We start from the raw sequence: 18,627 nt of genomic DNA, 5'->3' as shown, positions 1-18,627 counted from the left end.
GGCCGGTCCTCAACGCAGCAGCAACGATGGATCGGAGCGGACCACACTGCGTACCGCCATGATGCTCGACAGCATGGCCATCACCGCGACCAGCGCCACGCAGCCGATGATGACCATCGGCGTCAGCTGCACCGGCACGCGCTGGGACTGTGCGATCAACAGCACGACGGTACTGAACGCCGCCGCCAGCAACATGCCCACGCCACCGATCAGCAATGCCTGCTCGAATACCACCCGTGCCAGCGCGTAGCGACCTGCGCCGAGCGCGTTGAGCGTGGCGTACTCGCGCACCGAACCAGCCACCACCGAGGCGAACGACTGGTTGGTGATCACCGCGCCGACGAAGCAGACGATGACCGCCATGAACAGCACCGCGATGCCGGCGCCGGTGTCGAACAACCAGTACTGCTGCGAACGGCTGGCGAACGCCGGCGCGGTCCAGAACTCGACCGGCGTGGCTTGGCCCATCGACGCAGCGAGGCGGTCGCGCACGCGGTCGGCCAGGTCCGGCGAGCGCAGGCCCGCCACGAAATAGGTACTACCCTCGTGCGGATCGGTACCGGCGATGGCACGCGCGGTATCCAGCGAGGCCAGCACGTTGACGCCACCGAGGCCACGCAGGCCGGGTTGCGCGGCGACCACGCGCACCGCCTTGCCATTGATCCATGCACGGTTGCTCTGCAGGTCCACGCCCAGCGTATCCAGGTCGGCGCTGTCGACGATCACCGCCCCCGGCTCGCGCAGCTGCGCGCGCAGGTCGGCAGGCAGGATGCGCGCGAACATCATTGCGTCATCGCCGGTGGAGATGCCGGACAGGTACACCGACACGTTGCCGGTACCCTGCGCGCCCGAGCGCCATTCGCCATCGACCCACTCGTAGGATTCGACGCGGGTGACATCCGGGTCCATGCGCAGGTGGCTTTCGACGTCGGCGCTGATCGCATGGCCGTAGTTGACGCTCTGGGTGCCGGGGAAGCCGGCCCAGATGTCGGCCGAGGACGCTTTCACGTAGATCGCAGCGGTACCGAAGATGCCCAGCACCAGTGCCGCCTGCACGATCAACAGCACACCGGCGAAGCACATCGCCAGCACCACCGGCAGGAACCGGCGCCACTCATAGGCCAGGGTCTTGCGGGCCAGCGCGATCATTGCGAGTCGCCCTCACCCTCGACAGGCAACGGAGCACCACCGAGGGCGCGGTAGAGCGACGCAAAGGCCAGCACGCGCGCACCCTGTGCACCGATCAGGTCGGCCTGCGCGGCGAGTGCCGCACGCTGCCCGTCAAGCCCGTCGAATTCGCTGGACAGCCCCAACTGCACCTGCCGCGCCTGCCGCTTGACCTGTTGCCCGGCGGCATCATCGGCCGCGCGCAGCGACTGGATGCTGCTGTCCTGGCGCGCCAGGCTGCCGAGCGCGCCTTCCACTTCGCTCACGCCTTCCAGCACCGCCTTGCGGTAACCCAGCAAGGCGGCATCCAGCTGCTTTTCATCGGCATGGAAGCGTGCGCGGCGCTGGCCCCAGTCCCACAGCGGAATATCGATGTACGGGCCGATGGACGGGCTCGAATCGGAATTGGAGCGGGCGTTCTGGGTGAGGTTGTAGGCGTACAGGATGGAGCCACCGAGGCTGACACGCGGATACATCGCGGCGCGTGCCGAACCCTTGCTGGCAGCAGCCTGCATCACCTCCGATTCGGCCAGCAGGATCTGCGGCCGATGGCGCAGCAGATCGGCCGGGACCTGCTGCAGCGAGAACGCACCCAGCGTCGGCGGCGTGCGATAGGCACGCCAGGCCGGGTCCGGGCCATCGCGTCCCAGCAGCAAAGCCAACGCACGGGCAGCGTTGTCCGCGTTTTCCCGTGCCTGCGCCGTGGCCGCGCGGGTGGCGGCCTGGCGTGCACGCAGGCGATCAAGTTCGCCGGGCTCATCAAGGCGCAGGCGCTGGCGTACCAGGGCCAACTGTTCGCCGCGATCGTCCACCGCCTGCTGGCGGGCCAACAGGACCTGCTGGGCCTGCGCCACGGTCAGATCCAGATAGCTGCGCACCACGTCGGCGATCACCGCGACCTGCGCGGCACCACGCAGCGCCTCGGCGTTGCCGGCCGACGCCTGCGCGCTCAACTGCGCGCTCTCGGCGGCGCCGAACAGGCCCAGGTCCCAGATCGCTTCGATACCCGCGTGGAAGTAGGTGTCGACCGCAGCGGCATCCTGCACCTGCTTTGCGCTGGCGGTGATTTCCGGCAGGAAGCGCGAATCGGACGTGCCGGCGACAATCCGCACGGCCTGCAGGCGCAGCGTGGCCTGCTGCAGGTCGAGGTTGCCGGCGATGGCCTGATCGACCAGTCCATCCAGCGCTGGATCGGACAACACTTTCCACCACTGTTTGGCGTCCACCGCCACGCCTTGGCCCTGCGGCACCTGGGTCCAGGTGCTGGGCGTGCGATCAGGCAGATCCGGAACCGGCACCGACATGCAGCCCGCCAATGCGAGACTTGCGAGCAGCGCGCCGGGTCGCAGCACTGCCTGCAGGGAGAGTCCGCGCCCCGTCCTGGGCACTGCCACTGAAGTGATACGCCTGACCACCAGCCCGCCAACGTGTAGAAGGAGCATGAAGGCTACCGTGCGATTGTGGAGCGAACATGGAGAAATGGTCCGAAAAAGGTCACAGCACGCGTGCGGTTCAGGCAACGCCGGCGCAGGCCTTTCGCCAGCCTTTCAGCGCCTGCAGCAGGCGGAACACTGGTGCGGATTCCAGGTCATTGCGTCTGTTGCAGCCCCTCGTGCCAGGTGCTTCCGATCGTCCCCACGATCGCTGCGCCCCCCGTCATGCCGATTGCGACACCAATGTCGGAATCGCCCCCAGCTGCAGACTTACCACGCCCACCATGAAAATGTCGTGGCCCGCCTGTAGCGACCCGCCTGGCCAACGTCATGACAAACGAAAAACGCCCCCTTGCGGGAGCGTTTTTCTTGAATCTGGAGCGGGAAACGAGACTCGAACTCGCGACCTCAACCTTGGCAAGGTTGCGCTCTACCAACTGAGCTATTCCCGCAGATTCCGTTCGACCTGCGTCGAAGGAGCGCTATTGTGTCGATATTGCTGCACGGCGTCAACAGGAATTTTCACGTGAACCGAAGGACGGCGTTCAGGCGCCCCTGCCTGCTCGCTTTACGTGCGCAGGCCACGGCGGTGGAAGTAGACCTGCTCGGCGATGCGACGCGTGGCGGCCGTGTGCAGCAGTGCATTGAGCGGCCAATCGGCCTGCAGGTGATCCATCGCCCAGCGCAGCAGGTGCTTGCCACGGAAGGCCGGGGCCGCCTGCCGCGCCACCCGCTCGGCGTCCGGCCCCTGGCCGCGCAGATGCCGGGCGATCGCCTCGCCGACCGTCCAACCGTGCCGCCACGAGGAATGGATGCCGCCGGCCGAGAGCGGCGAGACGATGCCCGCCGCGTCACCGGTCAGGATCAGGCGGGGCCCGCTGATCGAGCCGTCCGGCCGGCCGCAGGGCACCAGACCGGCGCGGGTGGCCGAAGGACGCGCCGAGGCCGGAATGCCGACCACATCGCGCACATGCTCAAGGAAGCCATCGATATCTGGCGGCCGCACCCGGTCCGGGTCATGGCGCACTGCCAACCCGACCTGCAGGCCGGTTGGATTCTGCGCGACCCAGCCGATGTAGCCCGGCGCGTAGCGCTTGCTGACAAAGCAATGCAACGCATCACCCTGCGGCAATTGCAGGCCGGCGAACTCGCGTTCGACACCGTAGAGATTGTCGCGCACCTGGCCAAGGCCAGTGCGCCGGGCCACGCGCGAGCGTGCACCATCGGCACCGACCAAGTAGGCGCAGCGCCCTGCCCCTTCTACCTGCCAGCCGTCACCACTGCGATGGGCGTCGGTGAAGGACTGTTGCAGGCGAAGGTCGACGCCATTCGCGCGCAGCTCACGGGCCAGCCAGCGCATCAGGTTCGGCGTATCGGTGGTGAGGAAGTAATAGCCCGGTGCGGCCAGCAACACGCTGCGCAGGTTCGGCGCATACAGGCGCACGTTTGCGACCCGGTCCACCAGATGTTCGGGCATGCGCCCCAACCAGGTCTCCTCCATCGCTTCTTTCACCACGATACCGGTGGTGTGCAAGCGCTCGCCGGGGTCGACCTTGCGTTCCAGCACGCAGACGCGCAGACCGTACTGCGCGGCGGCCAAGGCGCAGGCGGCACCAGCGAAACTGGCGCCGACGATGACCACATCGTGGTCGTAGGCGGAGGGAGTGTGAGGCATTGCTGCATCGTCCTGGAGGAACGGAGATGCAGCTTCGAACGGTAGCGTGGCGGGGTGATGGGGTGGCGGTGAAGTGGGGATGAAGCGTAGAACACGCAAACGAGAAACGCCCCCTTGCGGGAGCGTTCTTCTTGAATCTGGAGCGGGAAACGAGACTCGAATCCACGGTCCCAACCTTGGCAAGGTAGCGGTTGAAGCAGCTGACTGCGTAATGTATGAGTGGCACCGTCACCCAAACCAGCGGCCAGCTCCGGCAGGAATACCAAGCCACTGCTTCCATTTCGGAAAAATTGCATGGACCGCGCCACATCAAAGCCTGATGGTGCATGCCCCTTCCTCGCGCATTCAACGATGGCGATTCCAGTCGATCAAATCGTGTTTCTGCTGGCCACCGACTGTTTCAGGGAGGTCCTCCTTTCAACATTTCCGAGAAGCGATGCTGAAGCTGCGCGGCTTGCAGCACAGCGGACAGTGAGCCAGCTGGTCGATGGAGGAGATAACTACTACCTGTGCGCCAGCTTCAGCGAAGCAAGGATAGGAAGCACTCATGATGCATTCTTCGACGATCTTCGCTCGCTTGGCGCCTCCGCCCGATTACAGAACCACGTTGCACTTGTGATTCAAGCACTACCAACTCCCGGAGCAGCAACGATCCGCGCGTGCGATACGATCACGTCCATCGCCAGCTACCTCTTCTGGCTGGAAAGCAAGGCTCTATGCAATCCGATTACAGCGGAGCTCGTTGATGCGATCGCCGTGATAGAACCGCTTGGCCTGCAACGCGAGCCGCCCTGCGTGGATTGGCATGCAGCCTGGACCCATTCGCAGTCCGAGCAGGATCGTTACATTGCTTCGTTGATGGATGGAATTGACGATGCGCCCGTGTACGTGTTTAACGACGTGCAGGCATTCACTGTTCGATTCGATTTTCTCTCACTGTGGAGAGCGCGACTTGGCGAAGCCTGCTTTGGACTGATCAGCAAGTTCATCGCGACCGAGGCGCACTTGAGGCTGGACGATCGCGATGCTGACGCCGCTGGTCACATCGATCAGATCCTTGCGGCGATCTAGAACGTTGAAAGGACAGATTCAAACCAGAACGAAAAACGCTCCTTTCCGGGAGCGTTCTTCTTGAATCTGGAGCGGGAAACGAGACTCGAACTCGCGACCTCAACCTTGGCAAGGTTGCGCTCTACCAACTGAGCTATTCCCGCTTGGGAGGCGAAATTTTACCTATTCCAAGCATGGCGTCAAGCGCTTTTTTTCAGGGTCTGCGAGGCGTCTTGCACCGCCCATCCACGCATGGCGTGGATCTACTACGGCGTCTCCGCAAACTGATGGATACGCCCCCTCCGTGGATGCGGCATTTCCAGGGTAGATCCACGCCATGCGTGGATGGCAGCAACCGTGGGGTCAGAGCCCTTTCCTTCGGAAAGGGATCCGACCCCGGGGCTCAGACACCGGGCTCAGTTGCCCAGCTTCTTCTGCCGCGCACGCTCGCGCGCAGCGCGCTCATCGTCGCGCAGGCTCGGCCAGGCGGCGTGCAGGTACTGCAGGCCCGACCACAGGGTCAGCACGGCGGCAATGGCCAGAGTCCAGTCGCCGATATGGAACACCGGCCAGCCCATCCAGATGTCTTCCACCGGCACGTTCGGGGCCACCGAGTACAGCAGGCACAGCAGCGCGACCATCTGCGCGGTGGTCTTGACCTTGCCGATCATCGCCACGCGCACCTTCGCGCGCTGGCCCAGCTCGGCCATCCATTCGCGCAGCGCCGACACCGCGATCTCGCGGCCGACGATGACCGCCGCCCAGAACGCCATCCACGGCGTCGGATGACCCTGCACGATCAGGAACAGCGCCACCGCCACCATCAGCTTGTCCGCGACCGGGTCGAGGAAGGCGCCAAAGGCCGACTCCAGCTGGTAACGGCGTGCGATCCAGCCATCAAGCCAGTCGGTGATCGCGGCCAGGCCGAAGATCGCCGCCGAAGCGAAGTTGGTCCAGGTGTAGGGCAGGTAGAACACCAGCACCAGCACCGGGATCATCACGATCCGCAACAACGTCAGCCAGGTGGGCAGGGTCAACTTCATGCTTGCGTGCTTCTCTCTACTCGGCCGCATCAGGCGTGGCCAACCCGTGCAGGTTAGCGTAGATACGTGCCGCGAGGGCGTCATTGATGCCTTCCACCTTGGCGATTTCCGCTTCGCCAGCGGCTTTCAGGCCCACCAGGCCGCCGAAATGCTTGAGCAGGCTGGCGCGGCGGCGCGGCCCGATGCCGGGGATATCCTCCAGTTTGCTGGTCATCCGCGCCTTCTGGCGGCGCCCCCTGTGGCCGGTGATGGCGAAGCGATGCGCCTCGTCGCGCACCTGCTGGATGAACTGCAGCGCCGGGCTGGCCGCGCCCGGGCGCAGCTCGCGGCCATCGGGCATCACCAGCGCCTCGTGGCCGGCACGGCGCTCCACGCCCTTGGCCACGCCCACCAGCAGCACGCCTTCCACGCCCAGATCGGCCAGTGCGGCCTGGGCCTGCGACAGCTGGCCGGCGCCACCGTCGATCAGCAGCACGTCCGGCAGCACGCCCTGCTCTTCCACTGCGCGGCGGAAACGGCGGTCGATGGCCTGGCGCATGGCGGCGTAGTCGTCGCCCGGCTCGATGCCGCTGATGTTGAAGCGGCGGTACTGCGCGCGCACCGGGCCGGCGGCGTCGAACACCACGCACGAGGCTACGGTGGCCTCGCCCAGGGTGTGGCTGATATCAAAACACTCGACACGCTTGACCGGCTCGGCCAGGCCCAGCATCTCGCGCAGCGCATCGCTGCGCGCGTGCTGCGCATTGCGGCTGTTGAGTTCGGTGGCCAGGGTCAGCTGCGCGTTGCGGCTGGCCAATTCCACATAGCCGGCGCGCTCGCCGCGCACGTTCCACTTCAGCTGCACCTTGCGCTCGGCCGAGGCCGACAGCGCGGCGACCAGCAGGTCGGCGTCGGGAATCTCGCGGTCCAGCAGGATCTCGCGCGGCGGCTCGAATTCGATGTAGTACTGCGAGACGAAGGCGGCAAGCACCTCTTCCGGGCTTTCCTCGCCATTGGTGCGCGGGAAGAACGGGCGGGTACCGAGGTTGCGGCCATCACGGAAGGCCAGCAGCAGCACGCAGGCCTGCGAGCCCTGCATGGCCACGGCCAGCACATCGAGGTCCGCGGCGCGGCCATCCACGTACTGGCGGGTCTGCATGCTGCGCAGCGAGGAGATCAGGTCGCGCAGGCGCGCGGCCTGCTCGAACTCCAGCGCCTCGCTGGCGGCCTGCATCTGCTCGCCCAGTTCGCGGGTCAGCTCGTCACTCTTGCCTTCCAGGAACAGGGCGGCGCGGCGCACCGACTCGGCGTACTCCGGCGCCGGGACCAGCTCCACGCACGGCGCGCTGCAACGCCCGATCTGGTATTGCAGGCACGGCCGCGAGCGGTTGCGGAACACGCTGTCCTCGCAGCTGCGCAGCTTGAACAGCTTGTGCATCAGGTTCAGCGTCTCGCGCACGGCGGTGACGCCGGGATACGGCCCGAAGTAGCGCCCAGGAATGGCACGCGGACCACGATGCAGCGCGATGCGTGGCCAGTCCTCGCGGGTCAGCAGCACATGCGGATAGGTCTTGTCATCGCGCAGTGAGACGTTGTAGCGCGGCGACAGCGACTTGATCAACTGGTTTTCCAGCAGCAACGCCTCGGCTTCCGAGCGCGTCACGGTCACGTCCATGCGCGTGATCTGCGAGATCATCGACATGATCCGCGCGTTCTTCGGGCTGCCGTTGAAATAGCTGCCGACACGGTTGCGCAGCGCGCGCGCCTTGCCCACGTACAGCAGGGTGTCGTCGGCGGCGTACATGCGGTACACGCCAGGGGCGGTGCTGAGCTGGGCCGCGAAGGCCTTGCCGTCGAAGGCCGGGGCGGGAACGTCGGTCATTCGCTGATCGGGACTTCGCTGAGCACGCCGCTGTCGGGGTCGAATCGCAGCACGGCATGGGCGTCAGTCTCGGCGATCCACACCGCACCGGCGCCCACCGCCAATCCGGCCGGGCCATGCAGGCGGCGCGGCAGCGGCTGGGTGGTCAGTTCACCGCCGCCCAGGCGCAGCGTGCGCAGGCGACCGTTGCCGGTATCGGCAATCCACAGCAGCGGAGCGTCCGCGCTCAATGCGATCGCCTGCGGATACTGCAGGCTGGCCTGCGCACGCGGGCCGTCTTCGCTGCCGAAGCGCCAGGGCCCCTGCCCGACCAGCGTCTGCACCAGGTCGCCGCGCAGTTGCAGTGCACGGATCGAGGATCCCAAGGCGTCGGCGACGTACAACACCTGCTGCACCACGGCCAGCGCAGTCGGTTGGGCAAAGGCAGCCAGGTGGCCGCTGCCGTCACGCTCGTCGATGGAACCACTGCCGGCGCGCCATTGCAGGCTGCGCTGGCCCAGGTGGTAGCTCCAGATGCGGTTGTCGCCGGCCATCGCGATGTGCAGCTGGTTGTCGGCGATGGCCAGGCCGGCAGGATGGTCCAGCGAGACCTGCCGCGCCTGCGCCACCGGACCTTCCATCGGCGCACCGGGACGTCCGTTGCCACACAGCGTGTCGACGATGCCGGTCAGCAGGTTGATGCGGCGCACCGCATGGTTGCCGGTGTCGGCGACGTACAGCGAATCGCGCTCCAGCACCAGCGCCTGCGGGCGGTGGAACGCCGCTTCGGCCAGGTTGCCGTCCATGAAATCGGCGGTACCGAGGCCGAACTGGCGCAGGATGCGGCCGCCATGGCTGCATTCGAGAATGCGGTGATGGCCACTGTCGGCGATGTACAGGCGTTCGGTGCTGACCGCCAGGCCCAGCGGGAACCGCAGCGCCTGGCGTGGTTCCGGATGCAGTTCGCTGCCGCCGCGCGGCGGCGCCGAAGGCGCGCCCTGGCACAGCGTGTTCAGGGCGCGCTCCAGTTCACCGGGTGCTCCCTGCCCGACCAGCCGCTGCTGCTCGCGACCCTGCGCGTCCAGCAGCACCACGGTCGGCCAGGCGGTAACGCCGAAGCGGCGCCAGCCATCCCAATCGGCATCGAGCAGTACGGGCATGGCCAGACCCTGGCGGCGCAGCAGCTTCAGTGCGGCACTGGCGTCGCGCTCGAAATCGAAGCGCGGCACCTGCAGCACCAGCGGCTGCAGCTTGCCGGGGTGGCGCGACAGCCATTGCCCGAACTCGGCCAGGCGTTGCGCACTCCAGGCGGAGGCCGCATTGACGAACAGCAGCGCGACCGGCCGGCCGCGCAGTTCGGTCAGGGTGCAAGGGGTGGCATTGAGCCAGGTGGCGAACTCGGGCAGGTCCGGGACGGGCTGGACGTTCATGACCCGATTATGCCGGAGTCGGCGTCATGCAACAGTCGTGCCACCGCACGTTTTGCAGCATCGTCGACCAGCGACCAGACCTGTTCGAAATGATCGCTGCCGCCGGTGTAGGGGTCGGGGATGGCTACCCGCCCCTGAACGCCCGACCAGGGCAGGTACAACGCCAGCCGTTCACGCTGGGCCGCCGACGCCAGGCGCCCGGCATCACGCAGGTTGGCCTCGTCGGCACACAGGATCCAGTCGAAACGGTCGAAATCCACGGCCTGCAGCTGGCGTGCGCGCAGGCCGCCGATGTCCACGCCGTGCCCGGCCGCGCAGGCGATCGCGCGGCGGTCCGGCGGCTCGCCCACATGCCAGTCGCCGGTGCCAGCCGAATCAACCTGCACCCGCCCGGCCAGCGGCGAGGCATCCAGGCGTGCGCGCAGCGCGCCTTCGGCCATCGGCGAACGGCAGATGTTGCCGAGGCAGACGACCAGCAGCCTCATCGCGGCGCCATCGCCTGCAGCAGCCCCTCGGCGCGCTCCAGGTCCTCGGGCGTGTCGATGCCCGGCGGGAACGGCTCGGGCGAGATCGCCACGCTGATCGGATAGCCCGCTTCCAGCACGCGCAGCTGCTCCAGCGATTCGACCTGCTCCAGCTGGCCCGGCGGCATCGCCGCGAACTGCTGCAGGAAGCCGGCGCGATAGCCGTAGATGCCGATGTGGCGCAACCAGTGGTGGCCGTCCGGCAGCGTGTCGCGGCTGCGTGCGAAGCCGTCGCGGTGCCAGGCGATCGGCGCGCGGCTGAAGTACATCGCCTCGTTGCGCACGTTGCGCACCAGCTTCACCACGTTCGGGTCGAACAGGGTGTGCGCGTCCTCGACGGTCGTGGCGAGAGTCGACATCGTCGCAGTGCCTGCGACCAGCGCATCGGCCACCGCACGGATACCGGCCGCCGGTGCGAACGGTTCGTCGCCCTGCAGGTTGACCACCACCGTGTCATCGGCCCAGCCGGCAATGCGTGCGCATTCGGCCAGGCGATCAGTGCCGGAGGCGTGCGTGGTCGCGGTCATCGCCACCTTCACTTCGGCCAGCCCGGACAGCGCATCGGCAATGCGCTGATCGTCGGTCGCTACCCAGACTTCACGGGCACCGGCCTGCAGCGCGCGGCGCGCCACATGCAGCACCAGCGGCTCGCCGCCCAGCGGGCGCAACGGCTTGCCCGGCAGCCGCGAGGCGGCATAGCGGGCCGGAATGGCGACGACGAATTCAGTCATGCAGGCGGTACTCGGCAGGCTCGTTACAACGGGAATGCGGGCAGCAGCGCGTGAATGCAAGCGCCGCCGCGCCACTCAGTTCGGCCGCAGCTTGTCCAGGCGATCGGTCAGCGCCACCCAGAACGCCGCGGGCAGCTCGGCGCGCAACGGAACCGCGTAGTGCCAGTCGTTGCCGAACGCACGGCATTTCACCGCGTCCTTCTCGGTCATCAATACCGGCAGCTGGCTGCCGAAGGACAGGTCCTGCGGCTGGTAGGCCTGGTGGTCGGCGAAAGCATGCGGCACCACACCGATCCCACGCGCGCGCAACATGTCGAAGAAGCGCTGGGGATGGGCAATGCCGGCCACCGCATGCACGCGCTGGCCCTTGAAGTACGCCAGCGGGCGAGCGCGGCCACCGGCCAGCGGCTGTGCACTGTCGATGTGCAGCGCCATCGGCCACTGGCCGAAGCCACAGGCCTGCGCTGCGGTTTCCTCATCGGCCTGGCCGAGGTTGACCACCCGGAAATCGCATTCGCTGGCGCGGCTGACCGGCTCGCGCAACGGCCCGGCCGGAATCATCCGGCCATTGCCATAGCGACGCTGCGCATCGACCACTTCGATCTCGATGTCGCGCGCCAGGCGGTAGTGCTGCAGGCCATCGTCGCAGACGATCACATCGCAGCCGGCCTCGACCAGCGCCTTGCCGGCGGCGACACGGTCGCGGTCCACGCGCACCGGCACACCGGTTTTCCAGGCGATCAGCACCGGCTCGTCACCGCCCTTGGCAGTTGGCGTGTCGGCCTGCACCCACAGCGGCTTGTCGGCGTCTTCGCGACCATAACCACGGCTGGCCACGCCCGGCTTCCAGCCGGCCGCGCGCAGGCGCTCGACCAGGGCAATGGTCAGCGGCGTCTTGCCGGTACCACCGGCGGTGATGTTGCCGACCACGATGACCGGCACCGGCAGCGAGTGGCGCTTGCGCCAGCCACGCCGATAGGCGCGCCGACGCAGCGCGGTGACACCTGCGTACAGCGGCGCCAGCAGGCGCATCGTCCACGGAACGGGGCTGCCGTCGTACCAGTACGCCGGGGTCTGGGTACCCTTGCCGGCCATCAGTCCTGCCTTTCGCGGAACTGCATGCTGTGCAGATGCTGGTAAAGGCCGCCCAGTTCGAGCAGCTCCTTGTGGGTGCCACGTTCAACGATGCGGCCATGGTCCATCACCAGCACCTGGTCGGCATGCTCGATGGTCGACAGGCGGTGCGCGATGACCAGCGTGGTGCGTTCCGGCATCAGGCGCTGCAGCGCATCCTGCACCAGGCGCTCGGATTCGTTGTCCAGCGCCGCAGTGGCTTCGTCGAGGATCAGGATCGGCGCGTCGCGCAGGATCGCGCGGGCAATCGCCAGGCGCTGGCGCTGGCCACCGGACAGCAGCGCGCCATTCTCGCCGACCGGGGTCTGCAGCTGCTGCGGCATGCGTGCGATGAACTCCCAGGCATTGGCCGCTTCGGCCGCCGCACGGATCTGCTCATCGGTCGCCTCCATGCCGTAGGCGATGTTGGCCGCGATGGTGTCATCGAACAGCATCACCTTCTGCCCGACGATCGCCACCTGCCGGCGCAGGTCGGCCAGCGGATAGTCATCCAGGGCCACGCCATCGAGGGTGATGACGCCGCCACTGGGCTCGTAGAAGCGCGGAACCAGCCGGATCAGGCTGGTCTTGCCGCTGCCGGAACGGCCGACGATGGCCGTCACCGTGCCCGGCCTGGCAACGAAACTGATGTCGTCCAGGGCAATGCCGCTGTCTTCGCGGTAGCGCAGCATGACGTGGTCGAACGCCAGTTCGCCGCGCACGCGCTGCACGCGGTGCTGGCCCTCATCACGCTCCACCGGCATGTCGAGGATGCCGAACAGGCGCTCGGCGGCGGAGACGCCGCGCGAAATCGAGGTCTGTACGCTGGTCAGTCGGCGCAGCGAGGGAATGATGGCCATCATCGAGGTCATCAGGCCCATGAACTGGCCGGCATTGAGGCGGCCGGCCAGGGCTTCGCGGGTCGACACCCAGACGATCACCGCCAGCGCCAGTGCGGCCAGGAACTGCACCACGCTGGACGCGGCGGCGCGGGTGACCTCGACCTTCATGTTCAGCGCCAGCATGCGGTTGGCCAGGCGCGAGTAGCGCGAGATCTCATGCTGCTGGGTGCCGTGCACCTTCACTTCCTGCTGCGCGGCCAGCGACTGCTCGGCAGTCTGCGCCATCGTGCCCATGCCGTCCTGGATGCCGCGGCTGATGCGACGGTAGCGCTTGCCCACGTAGGACACGATGCCGCCGATCAGCGGCACCACCAGCAGCATCGCCAGGGTCACCTTGACGCTCATCTGCAGCATCACCGCCAGCATCGCGATGATGGTGAGGGTATCGGCGACCACGGTCTTCAGCGCGTCGGCACTGGCCTGGGTGACCTGTTCCGTATCGAAGTTGAGGCGGCTGACCATTACCGGCGTCGCTTCGGTATCGAAGTGCGACGACGGCAGGTGCAGGTACTTCTGCAGCACCTGCTCACGCAGGTCGCGGACCACGCTGCGGCCGGTCTTGGCCAGCGTGTAGTCGCTGACCCAGGTGGCCAGGCTGCGCATCAGGAACAGGCCGAGGATGGTCAGCGGCAGCACCACGGCCGCGCGCGGCTGCGGATCGACGAAACCTTCGTTGACCAGCGGCTCCATCAGCTTGGTGAAGTGGTAGCCGGCGAGGGCTTCGACCACCATGGCGATGACCGCGCCGACCATGAACACCCAGTAGGTGCGGGTGTAGCCCAGCAGACGTTTGTAGATCGGCCACACCGGCGCGTGATGGGAACTCATGGACGCACCTCTGGCGCAGTTGCAATGGCGATACGACGGAAACCGAGCTGACCGAGCGCGTCCTGCGCAGTCACCACGGCCTGGTAGGGAGTACGCGCGTCGGCGCGCAGCAGCACGGGCTGGCTGCGATCACTGCCGGCGACGGCGGCGATGGTCTGCTTGACGGACTCGACATCGCTGCGCAGCACTTCCTGGTCATTGATGAAATAACGGCCTTCGGCGTTGATCAGCACGCTGAGCGAACGTGGCGGTTCGTTGTTGGGCTGCTGGCTGGCGGTGGGCAGCTGCACCTGCAACGTCGAGCGCGCATCGAAGGTGGTGGTGACCACGAAGAAGATGATCAGCACCAGGATGACGTCGATCAGCGGGACCAGATCGATATGCGGCTCATCCTGGGATCGGTCATTGCCGATACGCATCGATCAGGCCTTCGCCGCAGCGGCGTTGGCCGGGCGCGCCGACGGGGACGGGTTCATCACCCCCGGGCGGCCGTCGAGCGTATCCAGCAGGGCGCTGGCCTCCTGTTCCATCTCCACCACGTAGCCGTGGATGCGGCCCTTGAAGTAGCGATGGAACATCAGTGCCGGGATGGCCACGATCATGCCGGTGGCGGTGCACACCAGGGCCTTGCCGATGCCACCGGCCAGCTGGTTCACATCACCCACGCCATGGTCGAGGATGCCCAGGAACATCTGGATCATGCCGATCACGGTGCCCAGCAGGCCCAACAGCGGGCCGGCCGAAGCGATGGTGCCCAGCGCGTTGAGGAACCGCTCCATGCGGTGCACCAGGTGACGGCCGGTATCCTCGATGCGCTCGCGGATCTGGTCGCGCGGGCGGTTGCGGGCTTCCAGCGCGGCCGCCAGCAACGCACCCAACGGCGAGTTGGCACGCAGGGTCTGCAGGTGCGCCGGGTCAAGCTTGCCGCGCGCGGCCCAGTTGCGCACTTCCTGGCCGAGGCCGGGCGGCAGCACCTCCGTTCGCCGCAGGGACCAGAAACGCTCCAGGATGATCGCCAAAGCCAGTACGCCCAACAGCAGCAGCGGCACCATCGGCCAGCCACCGGCCTTGACCAGTTCCCACACGTTTCAACCCTCCGGCCCAACGGCCGCTTGTTCGATCGGCGATAGGATAGCAGCCGACCGCGCCCGCCCAGCGGCATCCCACCACCGGGATGCATGGATGCGCTGTTCACGCAGCTGCAGCCCTTGTGCGCCAAGCCATACGCGGATCGCCCCGGACTCCGCAGTGGACACCACCTCGGCGCCCTGCGCCTGCCAGCGCCGGACCACGTCCTTGCGCGGGTGGCCGAAACGGTTCTGGTGGCCGGCCGAGACCAATGCCAGCCGGGCTGACACCGCCGCCACCCAGGGCGCGCTGGAGCTGCCGCCACTGCCATGGTGCGGCACCAGCACCACATCCGCCTTCAGCGCCGCCGCAGACGCCCGCAACAGCGCCTGTTCGGCCGGACGGCCGATGTCCCCCGGCAACAGGACCACGCCATGGGCACCGGCCACGCGCAGCACGCAGCTGTCTTCGTTTTCGGCCCGCTGGCTGCCGGCATCCGGGTGCAGCACCTGGAAATCGACGCCATCCCAGTGCCAGCGCAGGCCGCGCTGGCAACGGCCGGCCCCGGCGATCGTACTTCCCGGCGGCGCCAGCAATGGCAGCCCCGGCAGCTGAAGACGCAGGCTCGGCAGGTTGCCGGCATGATCGAGATCGTCGTGGCTGAGCAGCGCCCGCTCGGGCGGCGCCTGGCCCAGGGCCCGCAGTGACGGAACCAGGATCCGCTCGCTGCCCTCGCCCCCGTTCGGCGGCCCCACGTCATACCAGAGGGCATGCCGCGCAGTACGCAGCAACACCGCCGTGCCCTGGCCGACGTCATGCACCAGCAGCTCCAGCTCTCCCTCGGCCGGGCGCTCACGCGCCGGCCACAGCAGCGGCAGGCACAGCAGCAGGCCAGCCAGCCAGCCCCCGGCCCCCCGTGGCAGCAGCCACCAGAACACCCCCAGCAGCGCCGCCGGCACCGCCCAGGCCGGCGCCTCGGCCAGCCACCACATCGCCTGCGGGTGCGCCGCCAGTGGCTGCAGGGCCTGCCAGCTGATCTCGAACAGCCACGCCGCCGCGCGCCACGCCCAGCACCCAGCACCGTCGTGCAGCGCCTGCAGGGCGGTGCCCAGCAGCGACAGGGGCACCACCAGCAATGTCCACCACGGGATGACCGGCAGGTTCACCAGCGGCCCCAGCCAGGCGGTGCCACCGAACAAGGCGATGCCCAGCGGCAACAGGCCGACGCTGGCCACCCCTTGTGCGGCCAGGAACCCGCGCAGGTTGGCGGCCACCCCGCGCGGACGTCCCTGCGGCAAGCACCACACCAGCCACAGTACGCCGCCGAAGCTGAGCCAGAAGCCCGCTGACAGCACCGACAGGGGCGCTGGCAGCAGCAGCGCCAGCGCCGCCAGCGCAAGCCCCTGCACGAGACCAAGCGGGCGCCGCCCGCTGCGCGCCAGGGCCACCAGCCCGATCATCAGTGCCGTGCGCACGGTCGGCAATTCACCACCGGCCAGCACCGCATAGCCCGCTGCGGACAGCGCCGCGGCGCAGGCCGCCGCCTGTGGACGTGGCCAATGCCGGGCCAGCAGGGGGCACAGCCACCACAGCCCTCGGCACAGCAACGCCCCCAGCCCCGCCACCACCCCGACATGAAATCCGGAAATGGCCACCAGATGGGTCAGCCCCAGCGCCCGCAGCTGATCCCAATCGGTGTCGGACAGGCCACGCGTGTCGCCCAGGGCGAGCGCCTGCACGAAACGGGCGGCCGGATGGGCCACTTGCATCGCGATGGCGGCGCTGGTGCGCTCACGCCATGCCGGCAGGCCATGTCCGGCCTGCAGCTCACGCGCGCTGGCCGGCGCCCTCACCGTTCCAGTGCCGGCTACGCCACGCAGCAGCGCATGACGCTCACTGTCAAAACCCCCGGGATTGATCCGCGAGCGAGGGGCCCGCACACGCAGCGCCAGCTGCCACTGCGCACCGGCCAGGACCTGCCTGCGCCGCCCCTCGGCAGCGGCGCTGGACCTGCCTTGCCAGCCGTCGTTCCAGGTGACCTGGAGGCGCTTGCCGCGCAGCGATGGCAGTTCGCGGCTCTCGCTGACCTGCAGCAGGAAGCGGGTGTGCGCGGCCCGATGATCCGGCAGATCGATGACCCGGCCACTGACCACTACATCCCGAGCCGGTTGGCCCGGTGGCAGCTGGTCCTGCATTGCCCAGTGCGCGTGCATCGACGTCCATCCGGCACCGAGCAGCATGACCGCCGGCAGGCGCCCCCGCCATCGCAGGCCCCACCCGGCCATGCCAAGCACGATCATCACCGTGCAGACCCACAGCGGCGGCAGCTGCGACAGCTGCACGCAGCCCAACGCCCCCAGTGTGAGCGCCCCAGCGGTGCCACTGCCCAGCAAGGGAGACGGGGAGCGCTCGATGGCCATGAGGCCAGCCTGCCGCTGCCGGCGGCAGGTTGCCTATCGGGACTTGCCCCGCAAACGCGTCAGCGCCGCGCGCTGCCGCGATGGAAATTGACCCGGAAGCTTGCGCCGCCGCCCGCGGCCTCACCGACACTGACCGAGCCGCCATGGTGCTGCACGATCTCCTTCACCAGGTGCAGGCCAAGGCCACTGCCGCTGCCCGCCGCGCGCAGGCGATGGAACGGCTCGAAGATCGCCTCGCGGTCGCCTACTGGAATGCCCGCGCCCTGGTCGCTGACTTCCAGCAACCCGCGCGTGTCCAACCGCACACAGATGGTGCCACGGCCACCACCATGCACGATCGCGTTGTGTACCAGATTGGCAATCACCCGCCCCAGAGCCAGGCTGTCACCGTGGATCCACACCGGCGCTTCCGGCGCGTCCACTTCGAATCCATAGCCGGCGCCCACCACCAACGGCGCCAGGTCCGCGGCTGCCTCACGCACCAGCAGGGCCAGGTCCAGCCGCTGCAATGCGCCGACATTGCGGTCAAGCCGCTGCAGATCAAGCAGGTGCTCGGCAACATTGCCCAGCCGCGCCACGTCGGTCAGCAACTGCGATTTCAGCTCGCCCTGCGGCAGCTGCGACAGGCGCGCCTGCACCACGGCGATCGGCACGCGCAGCTCGTGCGCTGCGTCGGCAAGGAACTTGTCGCGCGCGGCGTAGCCCTGCTGCACCTTGTCGATGGCATCGTTGAACGCTTCCACCAGCGGCGCCACTTCCGTGGAGACCAGCCGCGCATCCAGCCGCGCACCGGGCTGGCCGATGTCCAGCTCCTTGGCCTGCTGCGCGGAACGGCGCACACCGCGCATGGCACGGTGGATCACGGTCGGCATCACCAGCAGGGTGACCACGATCAGTGGCAGGAAGAACCACAGGCCGATCAGGCGCAGCACCATCAGCGCACCGTCCAGCAGCCCGCCCTTGGGTGCTCCACCGACCATCACGGTGATGCGGCGCCCATCCTCGTTGCGGATCATCACCCGCGCCACGTCCAGGTAGGGCGGTACCAGCGAACCCAGCTCGGTGGCACCCACGGTCGGCAGCCGCGCGAGCATCGGCGCGTGGATCGCGGGGATGGTGCCGCGCTCGAGCCACATGCCCTTGTCATCCACCGCGGCGAACCAGAGATTTCCCCCGGCGTTGGCATCGAGCTTGTCCCAGCGCGCCTGGTCCAGCACCAGGCGGCCGTCTTCGCTGTGCACCGCCTTGGCCACCGCCTCGGCAACGAACATGTCCATGCCCCAGGAGTCCTTGTCACCCCAGGTCAGGATCAGCGCGACCACCGCGAACAGTACGGTGAAGGCCTGCGCCAGGAACAGGCGCCAGGCCAGGCCAAGGGTGATCGAACGGATCGGACGGGCCAT

15 protein-coding genes and 2 tRNA genes are annotated in these 18,627 nt (G+C 67.8%); 1 reads left to right on the top strand and 16 read right to left on the bottom strand.

Translation table 11 applies throughout. The annotated features are described in order from the left end of the window. Positions 1-9: 9 nt before the first annotated feature. The 4 genes from VG561_RS06470 to VG561_RS06455 all read right to left on the bottom strand — a co-directional run bounded on the left by VG561_RS06470 (position 10) and on the right by VG561_RS06455 (position 4,275). Positions 10-1,149: an ABC transporter permease gene (locus tag VG561_RS06470; protein ID WP_111205961.1), complete on the bottom strand. Its 1,140-nt coding sequence runs from the start codon at positions 1,147-1,149 to the stop codon at positions 10-12. After that, positions 1,146-2,609: a TolC family protein gene (locus VG561_RS06465; protein ID WP_262093281.1), complete on the bottom strand. Its 1,464-nt coding sequence runs from the start codon at positions 2,607-2,609 to the stop codon at positions 1,146-1,148. Before VG561_RS06465 ends, VG561_RS06470 begins: the two co-directional genes overlap by 4 nt. Before the next feature lie 367 nt (positions 2,610-2,976). Beyond that, positions 2,977-3,052: transfer RNA gene (locus VG561_RS06460), tRNA-Gly, on the bottom strand. A gap of 116 nt (positions 3,053-3,168) precedes the next feature. Then, positions 3,169-4,275 carry an NAD(P)/FAD-dependent oxidoreductase gene (locus VG561_RS06455; RefSeq protein ID WP_262093280.1) on the bottom strand — a complete coding sequence of 369 codons (1,107 nt, stop codon included), beginning with the start codon at positions 4,273-4,275 and terminating at the stop codon, positions 3,169-3,171. A gap of 294 nt (positions 4,276-4,569) precedes the next feature. Here VG561_RS06455 and VG561_RS06450 point away from each other — a divergent pair, with 294 nt between their 5' ends. Then, on the top strand, positions 4,570-5,346 hold the full coding sequence (locus VG561_RS06450; RefSeq protein ID WP_136191672.1) for a hypothetical protein: 777 nt from the start codon (positions 4,570-4,572) through the stop codon (positions 5,344-5,346). A gap of 67 nt (positions 5,347-5,413) precedes the next feature. Here VG561_RS06450 and VG561_RS06445 read toward each other — a convergent pair. The 12 genes from VG561_RS06445 to VG561_RS06390 form a co-directional block, all read right to left on the bottom strand. Then, positions 5,414-5,489: transfer RNA gene (locus VG561_RS06445), tRNA-Gly, on the bottom strand. A 252-nt stretch (positions 5,490-5,741) separates the two neighbouring features. Continuing rightward, on the bottom strand, positions 5,742-6,368 hold the full coding sequence (pgsA, locus tag VG561_RS06440) for a CDP-diacylglycerol--glycerol-3-phosphate 3-phosphatidyltransferase (protein ID WP_012510614.1): 627 nt from the start codon (positions 6,366-6,368) through the stop codon (positions 5,742-5,744). Positions 6,369-6,384: 16 nt separating this feature from the next. Next, the gene (gene uvrC / locus VG561_RS06435; RefSeq protein WP_014646611.1) at positions 6,385-8,229 is read right to left on the bottom strand and encodes an excinuclease ABC subunit UvrC; all 1,845 of its coding nucleotides are present in this window, start codon (positions 8,227-8,229) and stop codon (positions 6,385-6,387) included. Continuing rightward, entirely contained in the window at positions 8,226-9,638 is a 1,413-nt protein-coding gene (locus VG561_RS06430) for a hypothetical protein (RefSeq protein ID WP_262093278.1), read from the bottom strand. The genes uvrC and VG561_RS06430 overlap by 4 nt, the downstream gene beginning before the upstream one ends. Beyond that, positions 9,635-10,123 (bottom strand): low molecular weight protein-tyrosine-phosphatase, encoded by a 489-nt coding sequence (locus VG561_RS06425; RefSeq protein WP_014646609.1) that lies wholly within the window; start codon positions 10,121-10,123, stop codon positions 9,635-9,637. Before VG561_RS06425 ends, VG561_RS06430 begins: the two co-directional genes overlap by 4 nt. Beyond that, the gene (gene kdsB, locus VG561_RS06420) at positions 10,120-10,893 is read right to left on the bottom strand and encodes a 3-deoxy-manno-octulosonate cytidylyltransferase (protein ID WP_014646608.1); all 774 of its coding nucleotides are present in this window, start codon (positions 10,891-10,893) and stop codon (positions 10,120-10,122) included. The genes VG561_RS06425 and kdsB overlap by 4 nt, the downstream gene beginning before the upstream one ends. A 75-nt stretch (positions 10,894-10,968) precedes the next feature. Continuing rightward, positions 10,969-11,988 carry a tetraacyldisaccharide 4'-kinase gene (gene lpxK / locus VG561_RS06415; protein ID WP_049406353.1) on the bottom strand — a complete coding sequence of 340 codons (1,020 nt, stop codon included), beginning with the start codon at positions 11,986-11,988 and terminating at the stop codon, positions 10,969-10,971. Further along, positions 11,988-13,736: a lipid A export permease/ATP-binding protein MsbA gene (gene msbA, locus VG561_RS06410; protein ID WP_014646606.1), complete on the bottom strand. Its 1,749-nt coding sequence runs from the start codon at positions 13,734-13,736 to the stop codon at positions 11,988-11,990. Before msbA ends, lpxK begins: the two co-directional genes overlap by 1 nt. Then, the gene (locus VG561_RS06405) at positions 13,733-14,155 is read right to left on the bottom strand and encodes an ExbD/TolR family protein (protein WP_014036620.1); all 423 of its coding nucleotides are present in this window, start codon (positions 14,153-14,155) and stop codon (positions 13,733-13,735) included. The genes msbA and VG561_RS06405 overlap by 4 nt, the downstream gene beginning before the upstream one ends. A gap of 3 nt (positions 14,156-14,158) precedes the next feature. Then, entirely contained in the window at positions 14,159-14,821 is a 663-nt protein-coding gene (locus tag VG561_RS06400) for a MotA/TolQ/ExbB proton channel family protein (protein WP_014646605.1), read from the bottom strand. Positions 14,822-14,824: 3 nt separating this feature from the next. Further along, complete coding sequence (locus tag VG561_RS06395; protein WP_262093277.1) at positions 14,825-17,224, bottom strand: DNA internalization-related competence protein ComEC/Rec2; 2,400 nt, start codon at positions 17,222-17,224, stop codon at positions 14,825-14,827. 59 nt (positions 17,225-17,283) lie between these two features. Beyond that, the gene (locus tag VG561_RS06390; RefSeq protein ID WP_014646603.1) at positions 17,284-18,627 is read right to left on the bottom strand and encodes a sensor histidine kinase; all 1,344 of its coding nucleotides are present in this window, start codon (positions 18,625-18,627) and stop codon (positions 17,284-17,286) included.

Source organism: Stenotrophomonas sp. CASM110, assembly GCF_049384345.1.
In the GTDB taxonomy this organism is placed as follows: Bacteria; Pseudomonadota; Gammaproteobacteria; order Xanthomonadales; family Xanthomonadaceae; genus Stenotrophomonas; species Stenotrophomonas muris.
Note: the sequence above shows the minus strand (reverse complement) of the source record. Positions and strands in the feature narration are given on the sequence as shown.